Raw genomic sequence first — 18,180 nt, forward strand, 5'->3', positions numbered from 1 at the left:
TCGCTGGTATTTTTGAACTTTTTGAACCGAAAACGATCCCATTTCAAAGCTTCAACCGTAATTACAGTGAATTGTAACTTACCGAAGATTACTTATCCTAGACTTCGCACATTGTTACTGGTGACAATTTGTGAGGCAATCACCCCTAAGACGGATGTTGAAGCGGGTAATTTTTCGATCGACGATCCAGATTTTGAGCAAAAACTCTCTGGTCTCCAGCCTTTTAGCCAAAAATCCGTGTTGAAAAAAGTTAAAAATCAAACTTCGCTTGCGCTTTACCGATCATCGATCGGACTTCAGTTAGGGGCTGAGTCAATGCAGATTCGAGAAAAAATCACCTCTCAAGTGGTTCACTTCTTTCAGTCACTTCAGTCTAATCTTGCATCAGCAGACATCGAAAGTATACTTCTCCGTGATCTTACGATCAGTACTACCAACATAGGACTTGTAGAATTTGAGTTTGGAGAGTGGGCGATCGCGCATTGGCTACAAGCTGTGTTACAGGCGTGTCTCGCTGAACCTGACTTTAATTCAGCTTTTTCAGCGAACCGAGTGCCTTCAGAAAATCCTCAAGTTTTCTTTTGTCAGTATTGTTATGCACGTTGTTCGGCGCTTCTGCGCTTGACAAGTCCTTCGATTCTCATAGGTCAAACGGTAGAACTCTGGCTGACTGATAAAAAACTTCAATTAGGACAAGAGCGATCGCTGATTATGCAAATTATTGAAACTTTGGATGAATGGGAGGATGAAACGCCGTTGAAATCCGCGATCGCCCTAAGTGAAACGTTTCTGCATTTTTATCAAACTTGCCAAATTGTAAAGCACGACACGATTGATCCTCAAATTGCTCACTGTCGATTAGCTTTAGTAATGATTACTCATTGGCTTTTGAAACAGCTTTTAGAGCGAGGATTGGGCGTTTTCGCACCGGAAACCCTTTAAGAATAAGGAGCATAAGATGTCGCCCGCTGTCACAGCAATGTCACGAGATTGCCATAACGAATTTTTATCAACCAAAGCGTGACAAACCTATAGAAGCCGCCTATAGTATTGGAGTGTGAGGAGCGAACCAGCTAAGGACACCGAGACGAAACACGGCCAGTCGTCGGTGTCCTTTCTGATTTTAAAGAGAAATTTGAGAGCGGCGTAAGGTTGGACGCTTGGCGATTGGAAACCACAAGGAAATGCGATCGCTCATCAAATAGTTCACCGAATTGCTCTTCGCATCAGATGACCTTCTTGAATCGAGCGCAGCGAAGACACCTTTAGAGCGTTCTCTAAATAAAGCAATTTGTTTCACTAAATTTAAAGGAAATGCGCTGAGAATTCACCCAGCGCACTCTATTTAATTAGGATCAGCCTTGCCTTAACGCTTAAAGTCTTTCAGCCATTCGCGCAACTGCTCACTAGCCACGTCGCGACCACCCAGACCAAACGCGATCGCAATCGCAACCGCGATCGCACCGAGCAACAGACCAAACGCCAGATTCACGATATTCGGAGCAATGCCAATCTGCTGAAGTGCCAACGCTGCCGCAAATCCAAGAATCGCCACTCGTGCCGTTTGACCAAGCAATTTCGACTGCCGACTGCCCGAACTTGTGATCAAGCTGAATGCTAGGTTTGCCAAATATAAGCCGATCGCGAACACAACCAGCCCGGACAAAATTCGCCCAGAAATCACCAGCAATCCAGCGATTAGTGCCGTTAGTGCCTGAATGCCCAAGACATCCACAGCCGCCACCGTCGCAAACAGCATAATGCCGACGAGAACAATCACGCCCACAATTTCTGATGGGGTGCGAATTCCCGATTTTCCTTCCGGTTGCAGCATCGTTTCGCCTGTTTGAAACTCAGTGCTGTACTGTTCAGGCGAAACCGTCGGAATTGGCGGTGAGGATTGCAGACCTAGCCAATAAAAGAGATTATCAAAGCCAACACTGGAAAGAATGCTGGAGACTAAATCTGCCACAAATTTGCCGACTGCATACGCGATCGCTAAAATTGCTACTGCGGTAAAGATCAACGGCAATGCGTTCAAAATCTGATTCAACATTGCAGTTGCAGGTCCCGAAATCGCTGGAATCCGCAGAGCGTCCAATGCTGCGGTCGCTGCTGGAATCAAGATCAGCACATAGACGATCGTGCCTAAAATCCAAGAAAGCGATTGTCCACCCCTAGCACGATTCAATCCGATTCGCGATCCTACTTGATCCGTTCCGATCGCTGCTAACAGATTCGTCACAATGCCGCGAACGGTTCGTGCCACAAACCAACCAATTGCCGCGATCGCGATCGCTTTAATAATGTTAGGAAGTGCGCCTAGAATATCATTCAGCAAGTTTTGAACAGGTTGGAGCGGACCTTGCAGATTCAAAACGCCCAAAATTAGCGGCAAGAAAAATAGGAAAACAAACCAATAAACGGCATTTCCTAACGTATCGCTCAAACTGAACGGAGGCGCACCCAACTGATTTTCGCTGGGGTCAGAAACTCGTTCATCCAAACCAAACGATTGGGAAGTCCGAGTCACGATCGTTTTGGCGATCGTGGCAACGACCCAAGCCAATCCTGCTAAGAGCGCCGCTGCACCTAACTGAGGCAGGAAGGCGAAAATTGATCTCAGAAAGTCATTGAGCGGTTGCGATACGGTGTTCAGCCCAAGAACATTTAACGCTGCAACGACAGACAGGATCAAAATGACCCAGAACACGATCGACCCGATCAAACCTTCAACATTAAAATTGGTCTGTCCGCCTGCAACCCAACTTGCCAATCGATTATCGATCGTGGTTTTCTTCAGCAGTCCGCGCACGATACTGGATACAAATGCGGCAATCAGCGCTCCGATCAATAGAATGAGCAGCGCACCGCCTAACTGAATTAATAAATTTGCGACATTGACTCCCTGAATGAAGCCAAATGGTGCTTCTCCGGGTGGAAGTTGAGCCAACTCCAGGTTTCCCGTGAGTAGCTGCATTCCCCCCAACGGTTCAATATGATGCCAGAACTCGTTCATGGTGTTTTGATAAATCCCTTTCGCTTTCAAAAAAAAGCGCCGACTCGATCGCTTTTGTAGATGTGTCACAGCCGCCATTCAGTGAGAAATTGCTCTGCCTGGTCTTCATCAAGTCCACGGTAAAATTACGGAGTCGAATGAATTGGCGGGGCAAACCTCACTAAATTTACGGTTGCACCATAAGAGTACTCGTATCTCTCATTAGAGAAAAGCTCTTAGTAACACTTTTTTGAACTTTCTATGAAGTGTTTAGAGAGTCGATCGAGCGTCCAATTGCGCTGAACTCGTGCGTTACTCAGCTTATTTGCTGACTCGCACGAGTTTGAGCCGAGTATCCCACCTCCTAAATCGTTTTATCTTCATTCCAGAGAGAGATGTCTGAGGATCTCGACTGCGATCGTGCGCTATATAGAAAAATTAAGTGGTGAGTTCTAGCGAGGTGAAACGGATGGAGGTTTTTGAGCAGTCAATTCTAATTCAAGCGAGTGCAACCGATGTGGAGCGCTGTTTTACGGACTTAAATTTGATGCACCGCTGGCTGAATCCCGCACTCAGATGTGAGCCGATCGAGCAGTGGTCAACTGAGATCGGCAGTAAGAGTCGCTTTGTGATTCAAGTCCCAGTTCTACAGCCAACGCTAAACAATGTAGTCGCAGAACGACAACCCGGTTTAATTGTTTGGCAGTTTGAGGGATTTTTCAAGGGACGCGATCGCTGGGAGTGCCAACCCGAAGAGAAAGGAACGCTTCTTTTAAATCGATTTGAATTCGAGATCCCGAATCCAGTCATCCGTTTCGGCTTCAATCAGTTCGCGGCAAAGTGGACTCAAGAAGATATGCAGGCACAACTACGCCGATTGAAACGAGTTGCGGAAACGTTGCGTTAGCTGCCTTCAATCCGATCGAGCAATTGTTGAATCACATCGCGATCGTTCGCCTTTGGAACACTATCGAGATAACCTTCCAAATCCTGGCGAGCTTCGATCCAGCGATTGGTTTGGAAATAGATAATTCCTCGATCGCGTAATTCATAAGGTGCATCTGGAAACAGAATGAGAATCCGTTCGATCATCGTCAAACATTTTCCAATCTTGCCTTGATTCAGATAGATTCCTTTCAAATTAGTGAGCATTCTTGCAAGGAATTGCTTCGATGTGACCGCTTCCAAAAATTGAGGACGCATTTCAACAGGTTGACCTGCCAATTGATTCAGCCGTTCTTGACAATCTTGAGTAAAAAGAATTTCTCCATCGTGATACGCATCGACAAAGATATCCATTTCATCATTCACAGCCGGACGAATCAAAAAATGCCCCGGCATTCCGATCCCAACCATTGGAAAATCGATTCGTTTTGCGATCGCCAAATACAACAGTGCTAAAGAAATTGGAATTCCAGTTTTGCGATCGATAACATCATTCAAAAAACTATTCTGAGGATTGTAATAATCTTCAGAATTGCCATAAAATCCCAAATCTTTGTACAAATATTGATTAATTGTTTGAACAATTCGGAGCGGATAAGCTTCTTCAGGAAGTCTTGCTTGAATCTCCGCTGCCATTTTGTCGATCGTATTCAAATATTGCTCAATGTCTAAGTTTGGATATTCTTCTTGTGCAATATAAAGTGCTGCTTTTTCTAGATCAATATTCTCGTCATCTTGACGAACTTCTTGATAAAAACGTTGTCGAGCCAGCGAGAATTCCATTCGTTAATGTCCTGCGTAATCGTTTCCTGAACCATATTGCCAAGCATCTACCCATCGATTCCAAACATATTGCTGCGGGGGCGAAAGAGTAGGCTTGAATTTTTGTGCGATCGAATAAAGCGCGGTGTAACTTGCCAGATTGAAATAGTGCAGCATCCAATCTAGCAAAGCAAAGATTCCAACGTGGGGAATAATTCTCAAAACGATCGCTGGATGAAGAATGCCTGTTCTAAGAAGCGTTTGAGAAAGTGGAATAAACTGAACCACGTCTTGTAAAAACGGCTTTAAAACTTGTTCGCCTAACTGCTGCATCTCTGCAAACACAGTGACTAATAACTGATTGATTTGCTCAGGATCAGCTTTTTGATTAACACCCACACTCATCGATCGTTGAAATAACCAAGTCACGGATAAATTCGGCTGATACGGTTGCAATAAAGCCAGAGAAGAACGATCGAGCAGTTCTAATTTTAATGCTTCATCAATTCCCTTTGTTAGCCGTTTCAAATGTCGAACCATTGCACCAAATCCACCAAAACTCAGCGGTGATTGGCTCCCACTACTGTCCCCAACGGGTAGAATTCGATCCCACTCCAATTTAAGAGGACTTTGACGATAACAAGGAAAAATCCCGAATAATGCACGAACGAATTCGAGTTGATTCAATTCGATGTTTTGGTACTCAGGAAGTAATCTGAAATAATCATCGAAAAGCGTTTCTAAAGAAAAGCGATCGCGATCTGCATCCAAATAAGTAAACAGGTAAGTCGTTCTCCCGTCTCGTGCGGGAAACGCTTCCCAAAAATACTGGCACTGTTTCTGAATTGGTGTGAACGACGCAATCAAATCACCAGATTCATTCTGAGTAAATCCTTTCGCACAAGTGCCAACAACTAAGCAGACTCCATCGGGTTTCTTTCCCTGTCTTGCTTGTCGAACGATCGGTGAAAAGTGCCCCATTGCATCAAGCATCAAACGAGCATTGATCGATCGATTCACACTCACGCCATTTTGATAAACTTCAATCGTTTCAAAGGGCGTATTTTCAAGCAAGTTCCCACCATTTTTAAGAAAGAATTGCTTCAGTGTTTCTAATAGATAGACAGGATCAACACCGATATTTAAGACATCTTTGACGAAAATCTCAGAATCTTCAGAAAAACTGACTCGAACCGGATTGAATTGAGTTGCGATCGCAGTCTTCAACTCTTCCTTACTCAACAATCCCAATTCAATAAATGTCTCTAATTCCTGACGTGAAATATTCCATTCTTGCTCACGTCCTTTCAGCATTCCGCGTTCGATCAGCGTCACCCGCCAACCCTTCTGAACCAACGCTGCCCCAATCAAAATTCCTAAAGTTCCGCCGCAGATCACAACATCCCAATCGACGGACTCTAAATCGCGATCGCAAATCTCAACCACATTCGGAACAGGCATTGCGTCTTCTCGTAGCGCCTTCCACAAGGCATCAACTCGACGCAATCCCTCCAGTGGACTCCCCAGAATCTTAGCTAGAACTTCTTCAGTGATTGACATTCACTCATCATAATTTATTGACCGAACGCCACGATCGCATTTTGTCCCCCAAATCCAAAACTAAAGCAGAGAACATTCTCTAGTTTTGTTGACTGAGCCGATCGAGCGATCGCAATTCCAAATTCACTATTCCTAATTCCCACATTCGGCGGCACGATCTGATTCCTCAATGCCATCAAACAAAACGCTGCTCCCAACGCGCCCGATCCGCCCAATGTATGACCCGTTGCGCCTTTCGTCGAACTCACCCAAACCGAATCCGCAAAACACCGTTGAATCAAATGCGCCTCATTCCGATCGTTCAACTGTGTCGCCGTTCCATGTGCGTGAATGTAATCGATCTTGTCTGCCGTTAAACCACTCCGATCGAGGCACTGATTCACCGCCGCGATCGCTGCTCGACTTCCCGGTTCCGGTGCGCTCACATGATAGCCATCCGCCGTCAGCCCAAATCCCAAAACCTTCCCATAAATTTCTGCCTTTCTTTGATACGCTAATTCTTCTGATTCGAGTACAAAAACTGCGCCCCCTTCACCCAAAACCAAACCTTGTCGATCGACATCAAACGGAAACGCTCCATCCTTTGCCAGCGCTCCCATCCGTTCAAATCCAATCAGCGTTAAGGGTGTAATCGGAGCCTCGATCGCGCCACAAATTACCCGATTACATTGCCCACTCCAAATCAGTTCCGCCCCTCGTGCGATCGCCCAAAGTCCCGTTGCACAAGCCGCCATCGGAGCCAAAATAATTCCTTGAGATTGAATCAATTGAGCCGTCGCGATCGCGCTTCCATTCGGAAATGTATTCAGCCAATCTGAAAGCTCACCCTGCCCCGTCGTGAATCGTTCCCATTGCGCCTGATTTCCCCGACTCGATCCAACCACAACTCCACAGTCAGACAGCGGAAATTCTAGACCCGCATCTTTTACCGCATCTGAAACGACTTGCTGAGTTAAGCTCAGAATTTCTGCTGGCTGCTTGCCGATTAATGCGATCGGTTTTGGCTCCAACGACGAAAAAGGCTGGTAGAACTGAATGCCTGAGCGACCTTCTACCAACCTTTCCCAAGTTTGCGTCAGATTCCCCAACGCTGAAATCAATCCAATACCAGTAACAGCAACGTTCATTTAAGGCGAAGTTGTCGGACTCGGAGACGGACTTGCGGTAGAACTTGTCACTCCACCCGTTTTCAAATTCTCAATTCCCTTCGTCACAGTCGCAGAATCGATTCGATCGCCCTGCTGGATCTTATCCACAGCTTCCATTCCCTGCGTTACATAGCCAAAAACTGCATAGTTTCCATCTAAAAACTGCAAATCTGACAGAGCCACATAGAATTGCGAAGAAGCAGAATCCGGATTCATCGATCGAGCCATCGCCACCGCACCACGAGTATGCTTCAGTTTCGGAGCCACATTCACCCCAGCTTCCGCAAACGTCCGACTGTAAATCGGCTCTTTCGCATTCTGAGGCGTAATTTCTAGCGGAATATCACGCGGCTGTTTCGTTGCTGGATCAATAAATCCACCTGTTCCTAAACGGTCGATCGGCACATTCGGGTCTTTACTTTGAGGATCGCCCCCCTGCACCACAAACGGCTGCGGCTCTCTCACCACACGGTGAAACACCAAACCGTCGTACACTTTCCGATTCACCAAATCGACAAAATTTCCAGCGGTGATCGGCGCATTCGTGCCATCAATTTCCATTGTGATCGGCGACCCTTTAACAGTCATTACCACAGTCGCTTTTCCTTGCAATCTCGGCACTCCACCCGCTTGAGGAGAAGGAGTTGCAGGCACAGTTGCGGTTGGAGCAGGACTACTTGGAGTAGGCGATCCAGTGGGTGCAGCCGATGTTCCTTGTTCTCCGTTGCATCCAACTAGAGCAAACATCGTGATAATTACCAGGGATACCAGCCAATTCTGGAGTTTTGTCTGCATTTCTAGATACCTATTCCAACAAACCATCTAACATCTTACGCATTTTTGCCGAGATGAACCGACAAAAAAGGCTTGTAGAATTTCGCTCCACAAGCCTCTGTACGTTTTGGAGATCAAACTTTACAGTCCTTCCAACGGCACACTCAAAAATCGAGCCAGTCCCGCCGCTTCATTTTCCAATTCTGCCAAGGTCATCGGCTGTCCCACCCGCGTCAAAGGAAGATCGCGCATTCCTTTCACCTTGAGATACAGCGATCGACGCGGATTCACACCTTCTCTCAAAGTCACCTTGATCGCTTGCACGTCTGCGGTTTTGAGATCCAGTTCGACCCGTCGATTCTTGCCTGGAAATCCCCAGCGAAAGATTTTTACTTCCCCAGTTTCTTTATTAAATTCGTTGTACCCGCCACCCAAATCCCAAGCGATCGACAACCAAAGATAAGTCGCCAACAACAATCCAGCCGTACCATAAAAGCCCATCACAATTCCTTGTGGGACAAATAAAAGCTGAGTCGGATCAGAAAACGGCAGCAAATTTACCTTCGTATAGCTGGAAATTGCAGCGAGAAAGAATCCGGTTGCCCCGATCGAAACAATGGTCGCCCAAAAATAATTACTAAACCGCCGCGCCCCCAACACCGACTGCCGCAACACAAGATTTTCTGAAGACGTGGTTTCTGTCGCCATGACGTTTCCCAAAAATTTCAAAATTTTCTACTTTGTCGATCGCTCCGAATCGTGTCCTAGAGCGTTCTACAATCTTAAAAACAACCCTAACCAGTATACTCCCTACAACGCTTCGTTACGTGAACGCAAACATAAGTATAAATACTTATTGACAAATGAACTCTCTCAGAAAGCGATCGCTGAATGAAAACGCTGAAACAGTTGATAAGAGCAGCGATCGCAGAAAAATTCAAAAAAAGTTAGCTGAGATTTCACGTATCAGTTTGTAAATTTCTTAATTTCTCCTATTATTAATAGACATATAAACTCGTTCACTCTAGACAGCTCGCAATTTTAGTAAAGCTAGAGGATTTTGATTCATGACCATCGCAGTAGGTCGCGCACCAGCGCAGAGAGGCGTATTCGATGCCCTCGACGACTGGCTCAAACGCGATAGATTCGTCTTCGTCGGCTGGTCTGGTATCCTGCTCTTCCCCTGTGCATTCATGGCACTCGGCGGCTGGATGACCGGAACCACCTTCGTCTCTTCCTGGTACACCCACGGACTCGCATCCTCGTACCTCGAAGGCTGTAACTTCCTTACCGTTGCCGTTTCCACACCCGCCGACAGCTTGGGACACTCCTTGCTCTTGCTCTGGGGACCGGAAGCGCAAGGCGACTTCACCCGCTGGTGTCAACTCGGCGGACTCTGGACGTTCGTTGCCCTCCACGGCGCGTTCGGTTTGATCGGCTTCTGTCTGCGTCAGCTTGAGATCGCACGTCTGGTCGGCATTCGTCCCTATAACGCGATCGCGTTCACCGGACCGATTGCCGTGTTCGTCTCGGTGTTCTTGATGTACCCCTTGGGACAATCGAGCTGGTTCTTCGCACCTTCGTTTGGTGTGGCTGCCATCTTCCGATTCATCTTGTTCATTCAAGGCTTCCACAACTTCACCCTCAACCCATTCCACATGATGGGCGTGGCGGGCATCTTGGGTGGCGCACTGCTCTGTGCGATTCACGGCGCGACTGTGGAGAACACCTTGTTTGAAGACGGCGACGGGTCGAGCACCTTCCGGGCGTTCAACCCAACCCAAGCCGAAGAAACCTATTCGATGGTGACGGCGAACCGCTTCTGGTCGCAGATCTTCGGTATCGCCTTCTCGAACAAACGGTGGTTGCACTTCTTCATGCTGTTCGTTCCGGTGACGGGACTATGGATGGCATCAGTGGGCATCATTGGGATTGCGTTGAACCTGCGAGCTTATGATTTCGTCTCGCAGGAACTTCGCGCTGCTGAAGACCCGGAATTTGAAACGTTCTACACGAAGAACATTTTGCTGAACGAGGGCATCCGGGCGTGGATGGCATCTCAGGATCAGCCGCATGAACACTTTGTATTCCCTGAAGAGGTTCTCCCCCGTGGTAACGCTCTCTAATCCTTCATTTGCAGGCAACCGCGACCAAGAATCATCCGGATTCGCATGGTGGGCTGGTAATGCTCGTTTAATCAATCTCTCTGGTAAATTACTGGGTGCTCACGTCGCCCATGCTGGTCTGATCGTGTTCTGGGCAGGTGCAATGACCTTGTTTGAGGTCGCTCACTTTATCCCTGAAAAACCGATGTATGAGCAAGGCTTGATCTTGCTGCCTCACTTGGCTTCCCAAGGTTGGGGTGTTGGACCGGGTGGCGAAGTGATTGACACCTTCCCTTATTTCGTTGTTGGCGTTCTGCACTTGATCTCCTCGGCTGTTCTCGGCTTAGGCGGTATCTATCATGCAGTTCGCGGACCGGAAACCCTTGAAGAGTACTCGTCTTTCTTCGGTTACGACTGGAAAGACAAGAACCAAATGACCAACATCATCGGCTATCACTTGATCCTCTTGGGTGCAGGTGCGCTGTTGTTGGTTGTAAAAGCAATGTTCTTTGGCGGTTTGTATGACACATGGGCACCCGGTGGTGGTGATGTCCGTTTAGTCACGAACCCGACTTTGAACCCTGCTAAGATCTTCGGCTATTTGCTGAAAGCACCTTTCGGTGGTGAAGGCTGGCTGATCAGTGTTGATAACCTCGAAGACATCGTTGGTGGTCACATTTGGGTAGGCATTATCTGTATTGCAGGCGGTATCTGGCACATTCTGACCAAGCCGTTTGGCTGGGCGCGTCGTGCGCTCGTTTGGTCGGGTGAAGCTTACTTGTCCTACAGTTTGGGTGCGTTGTCCCTGATGGGCTTCATCGCGTCTATCTTCGTTTGGTACAACAACACCGCTTACCCTAGCGAATTCTATGGTCCGACTGGTCCTGAAGCGTCTCAAGCGCAAGCAATGACCTTCTTGATTCGTGACCAAAAGCTGGGTGCGAACGTGGGTTCTGCTCAAGGTCCGACTGGTCTTGGTAAGTACCTGATGAGATCGCCCACGGGTGAAATCATCTTCGGTGGTGAAACCATGCGCTTCTGGGACTTCCGGGGTCCTTGGTTGGAGCCGCTGCGGGGTCCGAACGGTCTTGACTTGAACAAGATCAAGAACGATATTCAGCCTTGGCAAGTTCGCCGTGCGGCTGAGTACATGACTCACGCTCCGTTGGGTTCGATCAATTCGGTGGGTGGTGTTGCAACGGAAATTAACTCGTTCAACTATGTGAACCCCCGTGCTTGGTTGGCAAGCTTCCACTTCATCATGGGCTTCTTCTTCTTGGTCGGTCACTTGTGGCATGCAGGTCGCGCACGTGCGGCAGTTGCAGGCTTCGAGAAAGGTATCGATCGCGAAACTGAACCCGTGTTGTCGATGCCGAACCTTGACTAATTTTTAGTCATCTTCTTTCTGAGCCCCTGCCTTGTGCGGGGGCTTTTTGCATGGAAAAGTCTTCATCAAGTCAGATGTCTCACTTGGATCAATTGCTGTGCAATAGAAGCATTGAATTAGATGTAAAGAAGAATGACTATTGCCCTATTTCTGACAGTAATTGCTGCGATCGCGGGTGCGATCAGTGCCGCTGCCCGTACTTACACGAAGTTGAAACCTCAAGCCGCGCCGCAATCTTTCAACACGGTACAAGAGGCTAAATCTCAAGAAGCAGATCAGCCAAGAATGCAGCCTGATTTGGATTCTGAACGCTCCGAACTGATTGAGGTGCCATCAGAAGTGCCTGAAGTTTCAACGGGTTCTCCAAGTTCTGAGTCGATGGGATCGATCGGGTCTTCTGCTTCACATCATGAAGGTTCGACGATCGCAATTCCTCCGATGATGCCGATCGCTGAAGTTGATATCCCATTAGCCACTTCTTTAAAAATCTCCGATGTAGTTGACTCAGATTTATCGATCGGCTCCAAGTCTGAAGAACATCATTCTCACTCTGTCTTTGAAGAGATTGAACAGCTAGAGCATATTGATGAAAAACTAAATCGACTACAGCATCAAGCAGCGGAGTCGGATCATTTAATGCGATTGGCGGCTGCGGTGGAATTGGGAGAACTTGCAAAACAAGGACAATCTCACGATCGAGTAGTCACTTTACTCAATCAATTGACTCAAGATGCCGATTTAGAAGTTCGCGTTCAAGCAGGAACATCACTTGCAATGATTTCGGTTGAGACACAGACGGATTAAAACCGATACAAATGACCCAGATCGCGTTCGTGTTCTGCGGCGCGATCGAGGAAATTAATTATCTTCCTCGGACAGTGAATCAAAACTTTGGCTTAACTTATGATTTTGGTGACTGGAGGTTCTGGAAATATTGGAAAAGCCGTTGTCGAGTATTTGCGCGATCGACAAGTTCCGTTTCGGATTGGTTCACGCTCTCCAAATTCTGATGAAGCCATCGCCTTCAATTTCCTTGATCCCAATACCTTTGCATCTGCGGTTCAAGATTGTCGAGCAATGTTTCTGCTGCGTCCTCCAGCCATTTCTGATACTAAAAATACATTAAATCGTTTGATTGATGTTGCTCGATCGCAGGGTGTTCAACACATTGTGTTTATCTCAGTGGCGGGAGCAGGAGACAATCCAGCCGTACCGCATTATGCAACCGAGCAACATCTAAAGCAGGGTGAGAAAGATTGGACAATTCTGCGACCGGGTTTCTTTGCTCAAAACTTGGGAGATGCTTATCGGGAAGATATTTTGAACGACGATCGTATTTTCTTGCCTGCGGGTGCGGGTCGAGTTGCTTTTATTGATACTCGTGATATTGCCGAAGTTGCAGCGAAAATTTTGATTAATTCCGCAAATCATCAAGGTAAGACTTACACGTTGACTGGAGCACAAGCAAGTACCTTTTACGAAGTTGCAGCAATGCTATCTGAAGAACTCGATCGAACAATCACTTATCATCCTGCCAGCATTCCAGGGTATTGTTTACATCTGTTTCGACGCAAAACTCCTCTAGAGCAGATTTTGATCTTTACGATCTTGCATGTGGGATTACGATTTGGACAGGCAGAAACAGTCGATGAAACGCTTCCTCAATTGTTAGAGCATTCCTCTCGTAGCACCCGTGAGTACATTCGGGATCATCGTCAACTGTGGCTTAAGTCTGTTTAAGTTCTTCAACCACGATCGAGACTAATTTTTTCGCGGCTCCCGGTTCTCCCCGAACTTGTTTCAGTCGATCGCGCATTTGTTCGAGTTTTTCGGGATGATCGAGATAGTCGATCGCTAATTCTGCAACATCTTCTGGCTCTAAATTTCCAATCAGTTCCGGAACAATCATCTCTTTCGCCCAGATGTTGGGCCAAGCCAGTAACCCTAATCGTTTCAACATAGCTGAATTGATTAGTTTCGCAATACTAGATCCGACTCCTGGCAGGTTGACTAACAGTCCTGGCAATCCGTCCCAAGCTCGCATTGCATCAAGTTGCTGAGTCGGGAGCAGAACAATCATTGGAACTGCTAATGATCCGAGTTCTGCGGTGTTTGCTCCAACAGTTGTTAAACATAATCGACATTGAGAGAGCAATTCATACACGGGAACTCGCTCGTTTTTCGATTGCCAAAGCTCGATCGAGAGTCCATTCTCTGTTTCTAAATAAGGTCGATCGCCTTCAACTAACTTGGCAGAAACATTCCCCATCAAAGGCACGATCGAGTTTTGTATCGGGTCAGCATACTTCGCCAAATTTTGTAAATCTAAGGTCGGCGCAACCGGAATCACGAAGCGAGTTTGAGGACGATCGCGTTTTATCTGTTCTGCGATCGCTAATGTCAAGGGAACCCCTTGAGTTAACTTCGCAGGCTTCGATCCGGGTAGCAATCCGATCAATTCTTCTGACGAACTATCTGACTGTTGGGTTTGTACTTCCGCCATCAAATCCCCAACCACCGTCATCTTATGCTTAAACGCTTCTGGAGCACGATCGATAATCTGCGATCGCATGACTCCAAAGCGATCGATCCATCGATGCCACCTCGCTTCCCATTCCGCATAGATAACGGTGCGATATCCCAATCGTTTGCCGATCACAACTGGAAAGAACTGATCGCCACCGAGAAAGATCACAATTCCCCGATCGTGCCAATCCCAATTTTCTGCTGTTTTGCCCCAGAGCAGGAATGGAAAAAAATCCTCAGCCGCTTGAACTCGATCGACTTCGGGATAGCTTCGAGCAATTTCCGCCTCTTGACCGCTCGCATTCGGACACGGGGAAAGCACGATCGAGATTCGCGGCTCTGAACCGAGTTGCGCTCTTAGTTCCCGCACAGTAGGCTTCACCCAAGTCGCCAATTCACCCGGAGCATTCGACAGAATCAGAATATCAACAGCCATAGAAAAACCGAGAATGTTAACTCTGATTATCGGTGACGAAGCTCCGGGGAAAAAGAGCGAATCTTATTCAAAATAATGCGGCGTGAATGTTCCGTGTAGACCGTAAGGAATGTGATGCTTGAGATGGAGTGTCGCAACAACGTTCAAGTCTTTTGCATCCACGATCACAACATCTGAGCGATCGCGTTCTGTATTAAACACAGTTGCAATCAACCAACCGTCATCTTCATCGCCATTCAGTTCGGTGTACAGTCTTGATTCTGAAGCTTTCCCACGTGGGACAAATACAGGTTCGCTCACATATCCAGACGGTGCAAAGCTGCGAATTTGATGCGTTCCCGTTTCCGCGTCTACTTTGAGAATCGCTTGGTGTGGAGCATTTCCGCTGTCTGCATGAGCCGCTGCAAGATAAATATATCGATGTTGTCTGCCTGCTTTGGCTGGATGAACAAAGGGAAACTCACAGCAGCGAGATTCGAGTAATTGTCGATCGACAATCCCCGTTTCTAAGTTCATCCGAAATCGCCACAGTTGACCCGGTGAAAGGGCATCAAAATCGGTTTCTCGATAGTCTGCTCCTGGTTCAACCGAAGGCAAGCTTGTATAAGCGACAGAATCAATCACAATTTCGCCATCTTGCTCGAACGCATTTGCATGATGGAACACAAAGCCTGAAGGAGTTTCGAGAATTCGAGGTTTTGCTTTGTTCGCAGGATCGCGTGGAATGATCAAAACTTTCGTCGGCTGATCGGGTTGGAACTTGATACATTCACCCGCCGATCGCTGTCCGAATAAAAACGGCAGTGGATTAAACTTAACCGGATTTTGGAAGAAGATGCAGTAGTTCGGTGTGATCGCAAAGTCGTGAATAAACGCAAATCCGGGAACAGGATAGTCATGCTGGCGAATGATATTGCCATTGAGATCGAGTTCGTAGATTGCGATCGTAAAAGACACGCCCGCCTTAATCGAGAAGTTCACCAAACAAGGCTGACCCTCAGCGAATTTGCTAGAAGGATCAATCCACGGATGTGCCGCGAACGGTGCGCCTTTTCCTAACTTGCCATCAAAGTACTCTAAACCCAAAGTCTCTAAAGTCTTGGGATCAAGGCGATGCGGTTCTGCTGCTTCCCAGAGTGCAAGCAGCTTTCCACCCCAGTAAATTACTTGTGTGTTCGCAATGTTTTTAATCCGAACATCAAAAGCGTTTCCTAACAAGCCACCCGATTTCTGAGTGCCGAACACACCGCGATAAAGAATCTTTCCGGCTTTCTGTTCTGCTAAATAGCCTTCAGTTTTGACGAAACGATTGCGAAAGTGAGCGCGTCCGTCCTGAAATGCGATCGCGCTAATCATGCCATCGCCATCAAATGGATGCTGAAACCGTTCCCCGTTCACTTCAAACAATCCGGGACCATTTCTAAACAAGGTTCCATTCAACTCAGCGGGAATCTCACCTTCAATCTCATCAATCCAGTAATCATATTCCTGAGTTAGCGATCGATATCCCCGCTGCCATTCTTTAGTGTTATACGATCGAGTTGGAACCGTCGCTGCGTGTTCAAAAAGCTGAAATCCCTGCATTTCTTAACCCGTACCTTTTCTCTTATGTCTAAATATCTCGCGTTCTAATTCTTGTGTCTCCGCTCTTTGGAGAGAAATTACTTAATCTCTCCCCAATCGATCGCTTATTCACCCGTCGCCTCTTGCCCCGCAACCGTGACCAAATTCGGCATAAATGCCTGTCCGATCGGTTTCGCTGGATCGCCCTCTAACGCTGAATGCGCCTCCGTACTCGAACTGGTCGCATCCGCCGCAGGCAACCATCCCAACAACGGCAACGGTAACAACGTACTCAAATTCGTAATCAGCACCAAAATCCAGAGATTGTCGAAATTCGTATCGGTTACGCCCAACCAGTGAGTTAACAGCGCCCCGAACTCATACGACACCAAATTGGACAAGTTCACAACCGACATTAACAAAGCAAACAGAGTCGCTTCTACTCCCGGTGGGCAGAGTCTTGCTGCTAGAACCAACACAGGCATAAACGCAATCTGTCCCATCACGGTCAGGATCAAACTATCGCCTAGACTAAACCAACGATCGTCAATTCCCAATGCCCGATTTGTATGCGTCACAAGCAACAGCATCGATAGTCCTAACACGGCTGAAATCACCGTAGACCAGCCAAAAATTGCTCTGAACGGCACAGCTTTCAAAAATCGTTGAAATACCCAAATTCCAGCGATCGAAGCAAGACTCGTCACCAGTCGTACCCGCCCTAAAAATTCCGGCTCAAATCCCAATTCATTTGTTGTGAAGTAAAAGAACGAAGATTCTGCACTCGGAGTCGCTTGCCACAAGAATAAAAATGCAGTTGGCAACCAAATTGATTTCTGTGTAATGGCTTGCTTCAACTGTTTCAACTGATCCCCAACCACCGACCAATTCGCTTTCTCAGTCACAGGCGATTCTGCAATCAACCAAGCCACACAAGATACAATCAGCGGGAACGTGGCAGTAATCCAGAAAATCGATCGCGTGTCAAAGTGCTGAAGTAGCCATCCACTAAGATAAGCCGTAATCAAGCCCCCAACGGCTGACGCGCCCCAACTTAGAGACTGGAGTGATCCTGCACCGCTAACCGATTCTCCCCGCGCCCGTTCAACCACCAGCGAGTCCACGATCACATCCGCGATCGCAGTCGAGAGTGATCCCAGCGAAATCGCCAATGTCGCCGCCCAAGCCGAATGAACCACCGTAGCCAGAAGAATCCAAGCGATCGCGCCCAAGATTCCAGACAACACCAGATACGGACGGCGACGATAGCCAAAAATCGGCAATCCATCCGAAATAAATCCGAACAGCGGTTTGATCATCCACGGTAGCGCCACAATTCCCAGCAGCGCTGACACTTCAGCCGGAGTTAGATGTAGCTCATCTTTGAGAAAGAAACTCACTGCCAACCGCGCCAAACCGAGAATCCCCTGGACAAAATAGACGAGGAGAATCGCAATCAGTTCAGGCGACGGCTCGTGACCGAAAAAAATCTTCTCGGTGATCGAGTCTTTGAGTTTGCGAAAGCCAGTGTCAGAAACAATCATTGATGATTCTTTACAATAATCAATCGCCTTCATCATATCGCTATATCTAAAAGCGGGGGGAATCTCAGGGATGAAAGTTGATCATTTGCTGAAAAATCAGAACTTATCTCCGTCGGTAAAATAAGTTTTGCGTATCATTCTCTGCAATCTGTTTAATGTTTTGACACTTTTCGTTACATTGGTTAATATAGTTGTAGCTAATGCGTTTCTGAGTAATAACCATGCAAGATACACAAAAGATCACAACGGCTACAACTGAAGACCGCAACGCTTGGAGGTTTGGCTTCACTCCGCAGGCTGAACTGTGGAATGGTCGGTTTGCAATGCTCGGCTTTGTTGCTGCTTTAGCGACTGAATATTTGACGGGAAATGGAACGCTTCATTTCTTGGGTTTGATGTAATGTTTTTCCTCTAAATTCTGGTCAACCTTGA

General features: G+C 47.2%; 16 protein-coding genes. 7 read left to right on the plus strand and 9 right to left on the minus strand.

Going from position 1 to position 18,180, the window contains the following annotated elements; genetic code table 11:
* The first annotated feature begins 21 nt into the window (after positions 1-21).
* A complete protein-coding gene (locus ACQ4M5_RS12790; RefSeq protein WP_430676004.1) occupies positions 22-942 on the plus strand; it encodes a DALR anticodon-binding domain-containing protein in 921 nt (306 codons plus the stop codon).
* A 424-nt stretch (positions 943-1,366) separates the two neighbouring features.
* Here the strand turns inward: ACQ4M5_RS12790 and ACQ4M5_RS12795 are convergent, their stop codons facing one another.
* Positions 1,367-3,097: a mechanosensitive ion channel gene (locus tag ACQ4M5_RS12795; protein WP_430676005.1), complete on the minus strand. Its 1,731-nt coding sequence runs from the start codon at positions 3,095-3,097 to the stop codon at positions 1,367-1,369.
* A 370-nt stretch (positions 3,098-3,467) separates the two neighbouring features.
* Between ACQ4M5_RS12795 and ACQ4M5_RS12800 the strand changes: the two genes are divergently transcribed.
* Positions 3,468-3,905: an SRPBCC family protein gene (locus ACQ4M5_RS12800; RefSeq protein WP_430676006.1), complete on the plus strand. Its 438-nt coding sequence runs from the start codon at positions 3,468-3,470 to the stop codon at positions 3,903-3,905.
* Here the strand turns inward: ACQ4M5_RS12800 and ACQ4M5_RS12805 are convergent.
* From ACQ4M5_RS12805 to ACQ4M5_RS12825, 5 genes are all read right to left on the minus strand, one after another.
* Positions 3,902-4,726, minus strand: a complete 825-nt coding sequence (locus ACQ4M5_RS12805; RefSeq protein ID WP_430676007.1) for a SirB1 family protein — start codon at positions 4,724-4,726, stop codon at positions 3,902-3,904. The two genes, ACQ4M5_RS12800 and ACQ4M5_RS12805, sit on opposite strands and share 4 nt — an antisense overlap.
* Positions 4,727-4,729: 3 nt before the next feature.
* Positions 4,730-6,265, minus strand: a complete 1,536-nt coding sequence (locus tag ACQ4M5_RS12810) for an FAD-dependent oxidoreductase (RefSeq protein WP_430676008.1) — start codon at positions 6,263-6,265, stop codon at positions 4,730-4,732.
* Between the two features lie 14 nt (positions 6,266-6,279).
* A complete protein-coding gene (locus tag ACQ4M5_RS12815; protein ID WP_430676009.1) occupies positions 6,280-7,392 on the minus strand; it encodes a beta-ketoacyl-ACP synthase in 1,113 nt (370 codons plus the stop codon).
* A complete protein-coding gene (locus ACQ4M5_RS12820; protein ID WP_430676010.1) occupies positions 7,393-8,208 on the minus strand; it encodes a peptidylprolyl isomerase in 816 nt (271 codons plus the stop codon).
* Positions 8,209-8,328: 120 nt separating this feature from the next.
* A complete protein-coding gene (locus tag ACQ4M5_RS12825) occupies positions 8,329-8,895 on the minus strand; it encodes a photosystem I assembly protein Ycf4 (RefSeq protein WP_430676011.1) in 567 nt (188 codons plus the stop codon).
* Between the two features lie 359 nt (positions 8,896-9,254).
* On the opposite strand from ACQ4M5_RS12825, the gene psbD reads away from it, so the two are divergent.
* From psbD to ACQ4M5_RS12845, 4 genes are all read left to right on the plus strand, one after another.
* On the plus strand, positions 9,255-10,313 hold the full coding sequence (psbD, locus tag ACQ4M5_RS12830; protein WP_430676012.1) for a photosystem II D2 protein (photosystem q(a) protein): 1,059 nt from the start codon (positions 9,255-9,257) through the stop codon (positions 10,311-10,313).
* Entirely contained in the window at positions 10,297-11,679 is a 1,383-nt protein-coding gene (gene psbC / locus ACQ4M5_RS12835; protein ID WP_430676013.1) for a photosystem II reaction center protein CP43, read from the plus strand. Before psbD ends, psbC begins: the two co-directional genes overlap by 17 nt.
* Before the next feature lie 132 nt (positions 11,680-11,811).
* Positions 11,812-12,483, plus strand: coding sequence for a hypothetical protein (locus ACQ4M5_RS12840; RefSeq protein WP_430676014.1), 672 nt, complete (start codon positions 11,812-11,814; stop codon positions 12,481-12,483).
* Positions 12,484-12,582: 99 nt separating this feature from the next.
* Positions 12,583-13,419, plus strand: a complete 837-nt coding sequence (locus ACQ4M5_RS12845) for an NAD(P)H-binding protein (protein ID WP_430676015.1) — start codon at positions 12,583-12,585, stop codon at positions 13,417-13,419.
* Here the strand turns inward: ACQ4M5_RS12845 and ACQ4M5_RS12850 are convergent.
* The 3 genes from ACQ4M5_RS12850 to ACQ4M5_RS12860 form a co-directional block, all read right to left on the minus strand.
* On the minus strand, positions 13,406-14,641 hold the full coding sequence (locus tag ACQ4M5_RS12850) for a lipid-A-disaccharide synthase (protein WP_430676016.1): 1,236 nt from the start codon (positions 14,639-14,641) through the stop codon (positions 13,406-13,408). The two genes, ACQ4M5_RS12845 and ACQ4M5_RS12850, sit on opposite strands and share 14 nt — an antisense overlap.
* A gap of 63 nt (positions 14,642-14,704) precedes the next feature.
* Positions 14,705-16,225, minus strand: coding sequence for a carotenoid oxygenase family protein (locus ACQ4M5_RS12855; RefSeq protein WP_430676017.1), 1,521 nt, complete (start codon positions 16,223-16,225; stop codon positions 14,705-14,707).
* 104 nt (positions 16,226-16,329) lie between these two features.
* Complete coding sequence (locus ACQ4M5_RS12860) at positions 16,330-17,748, minus strand: folate/biopterin family MFS transporter (protein WP_430676018.1); 1,419 nt, start codon at positions 17,746-17,748, stop codon at positions 16,330-16,332.
* A 221-nt stretch (positions 17,749-17,969) separates the two neighbouring features.
* On the opposite strand from ACQ4M5_RS12860, the gene ACQ4M5_RS12865 reads away from it, so the two are divergent.
* On the plus strand, positions 17,970-18,149 hold the full coding sequence (locus ACQ4M5_RS12865) for a chlorophyll a/b-binding protein (RefSeq protein ID WP_430676019.1): 180 nt from the start codon (positions 17,970-17,972) through the stop codon (positions 18,147-18,149).
* Positions 18,150-18,180: the final 31 nt, after the last annotated feature.

It is taken from the genome of Leptolyngbya sp. AN10 (genome assembly GCF_050565645.1).
Classification (GTDB): domain Bacteria; phylum Cyanobacteriota; class Cyanobacteriia; order Leptolyngbyales; family Leptolyngbyaceae; genus Leptolyngbya.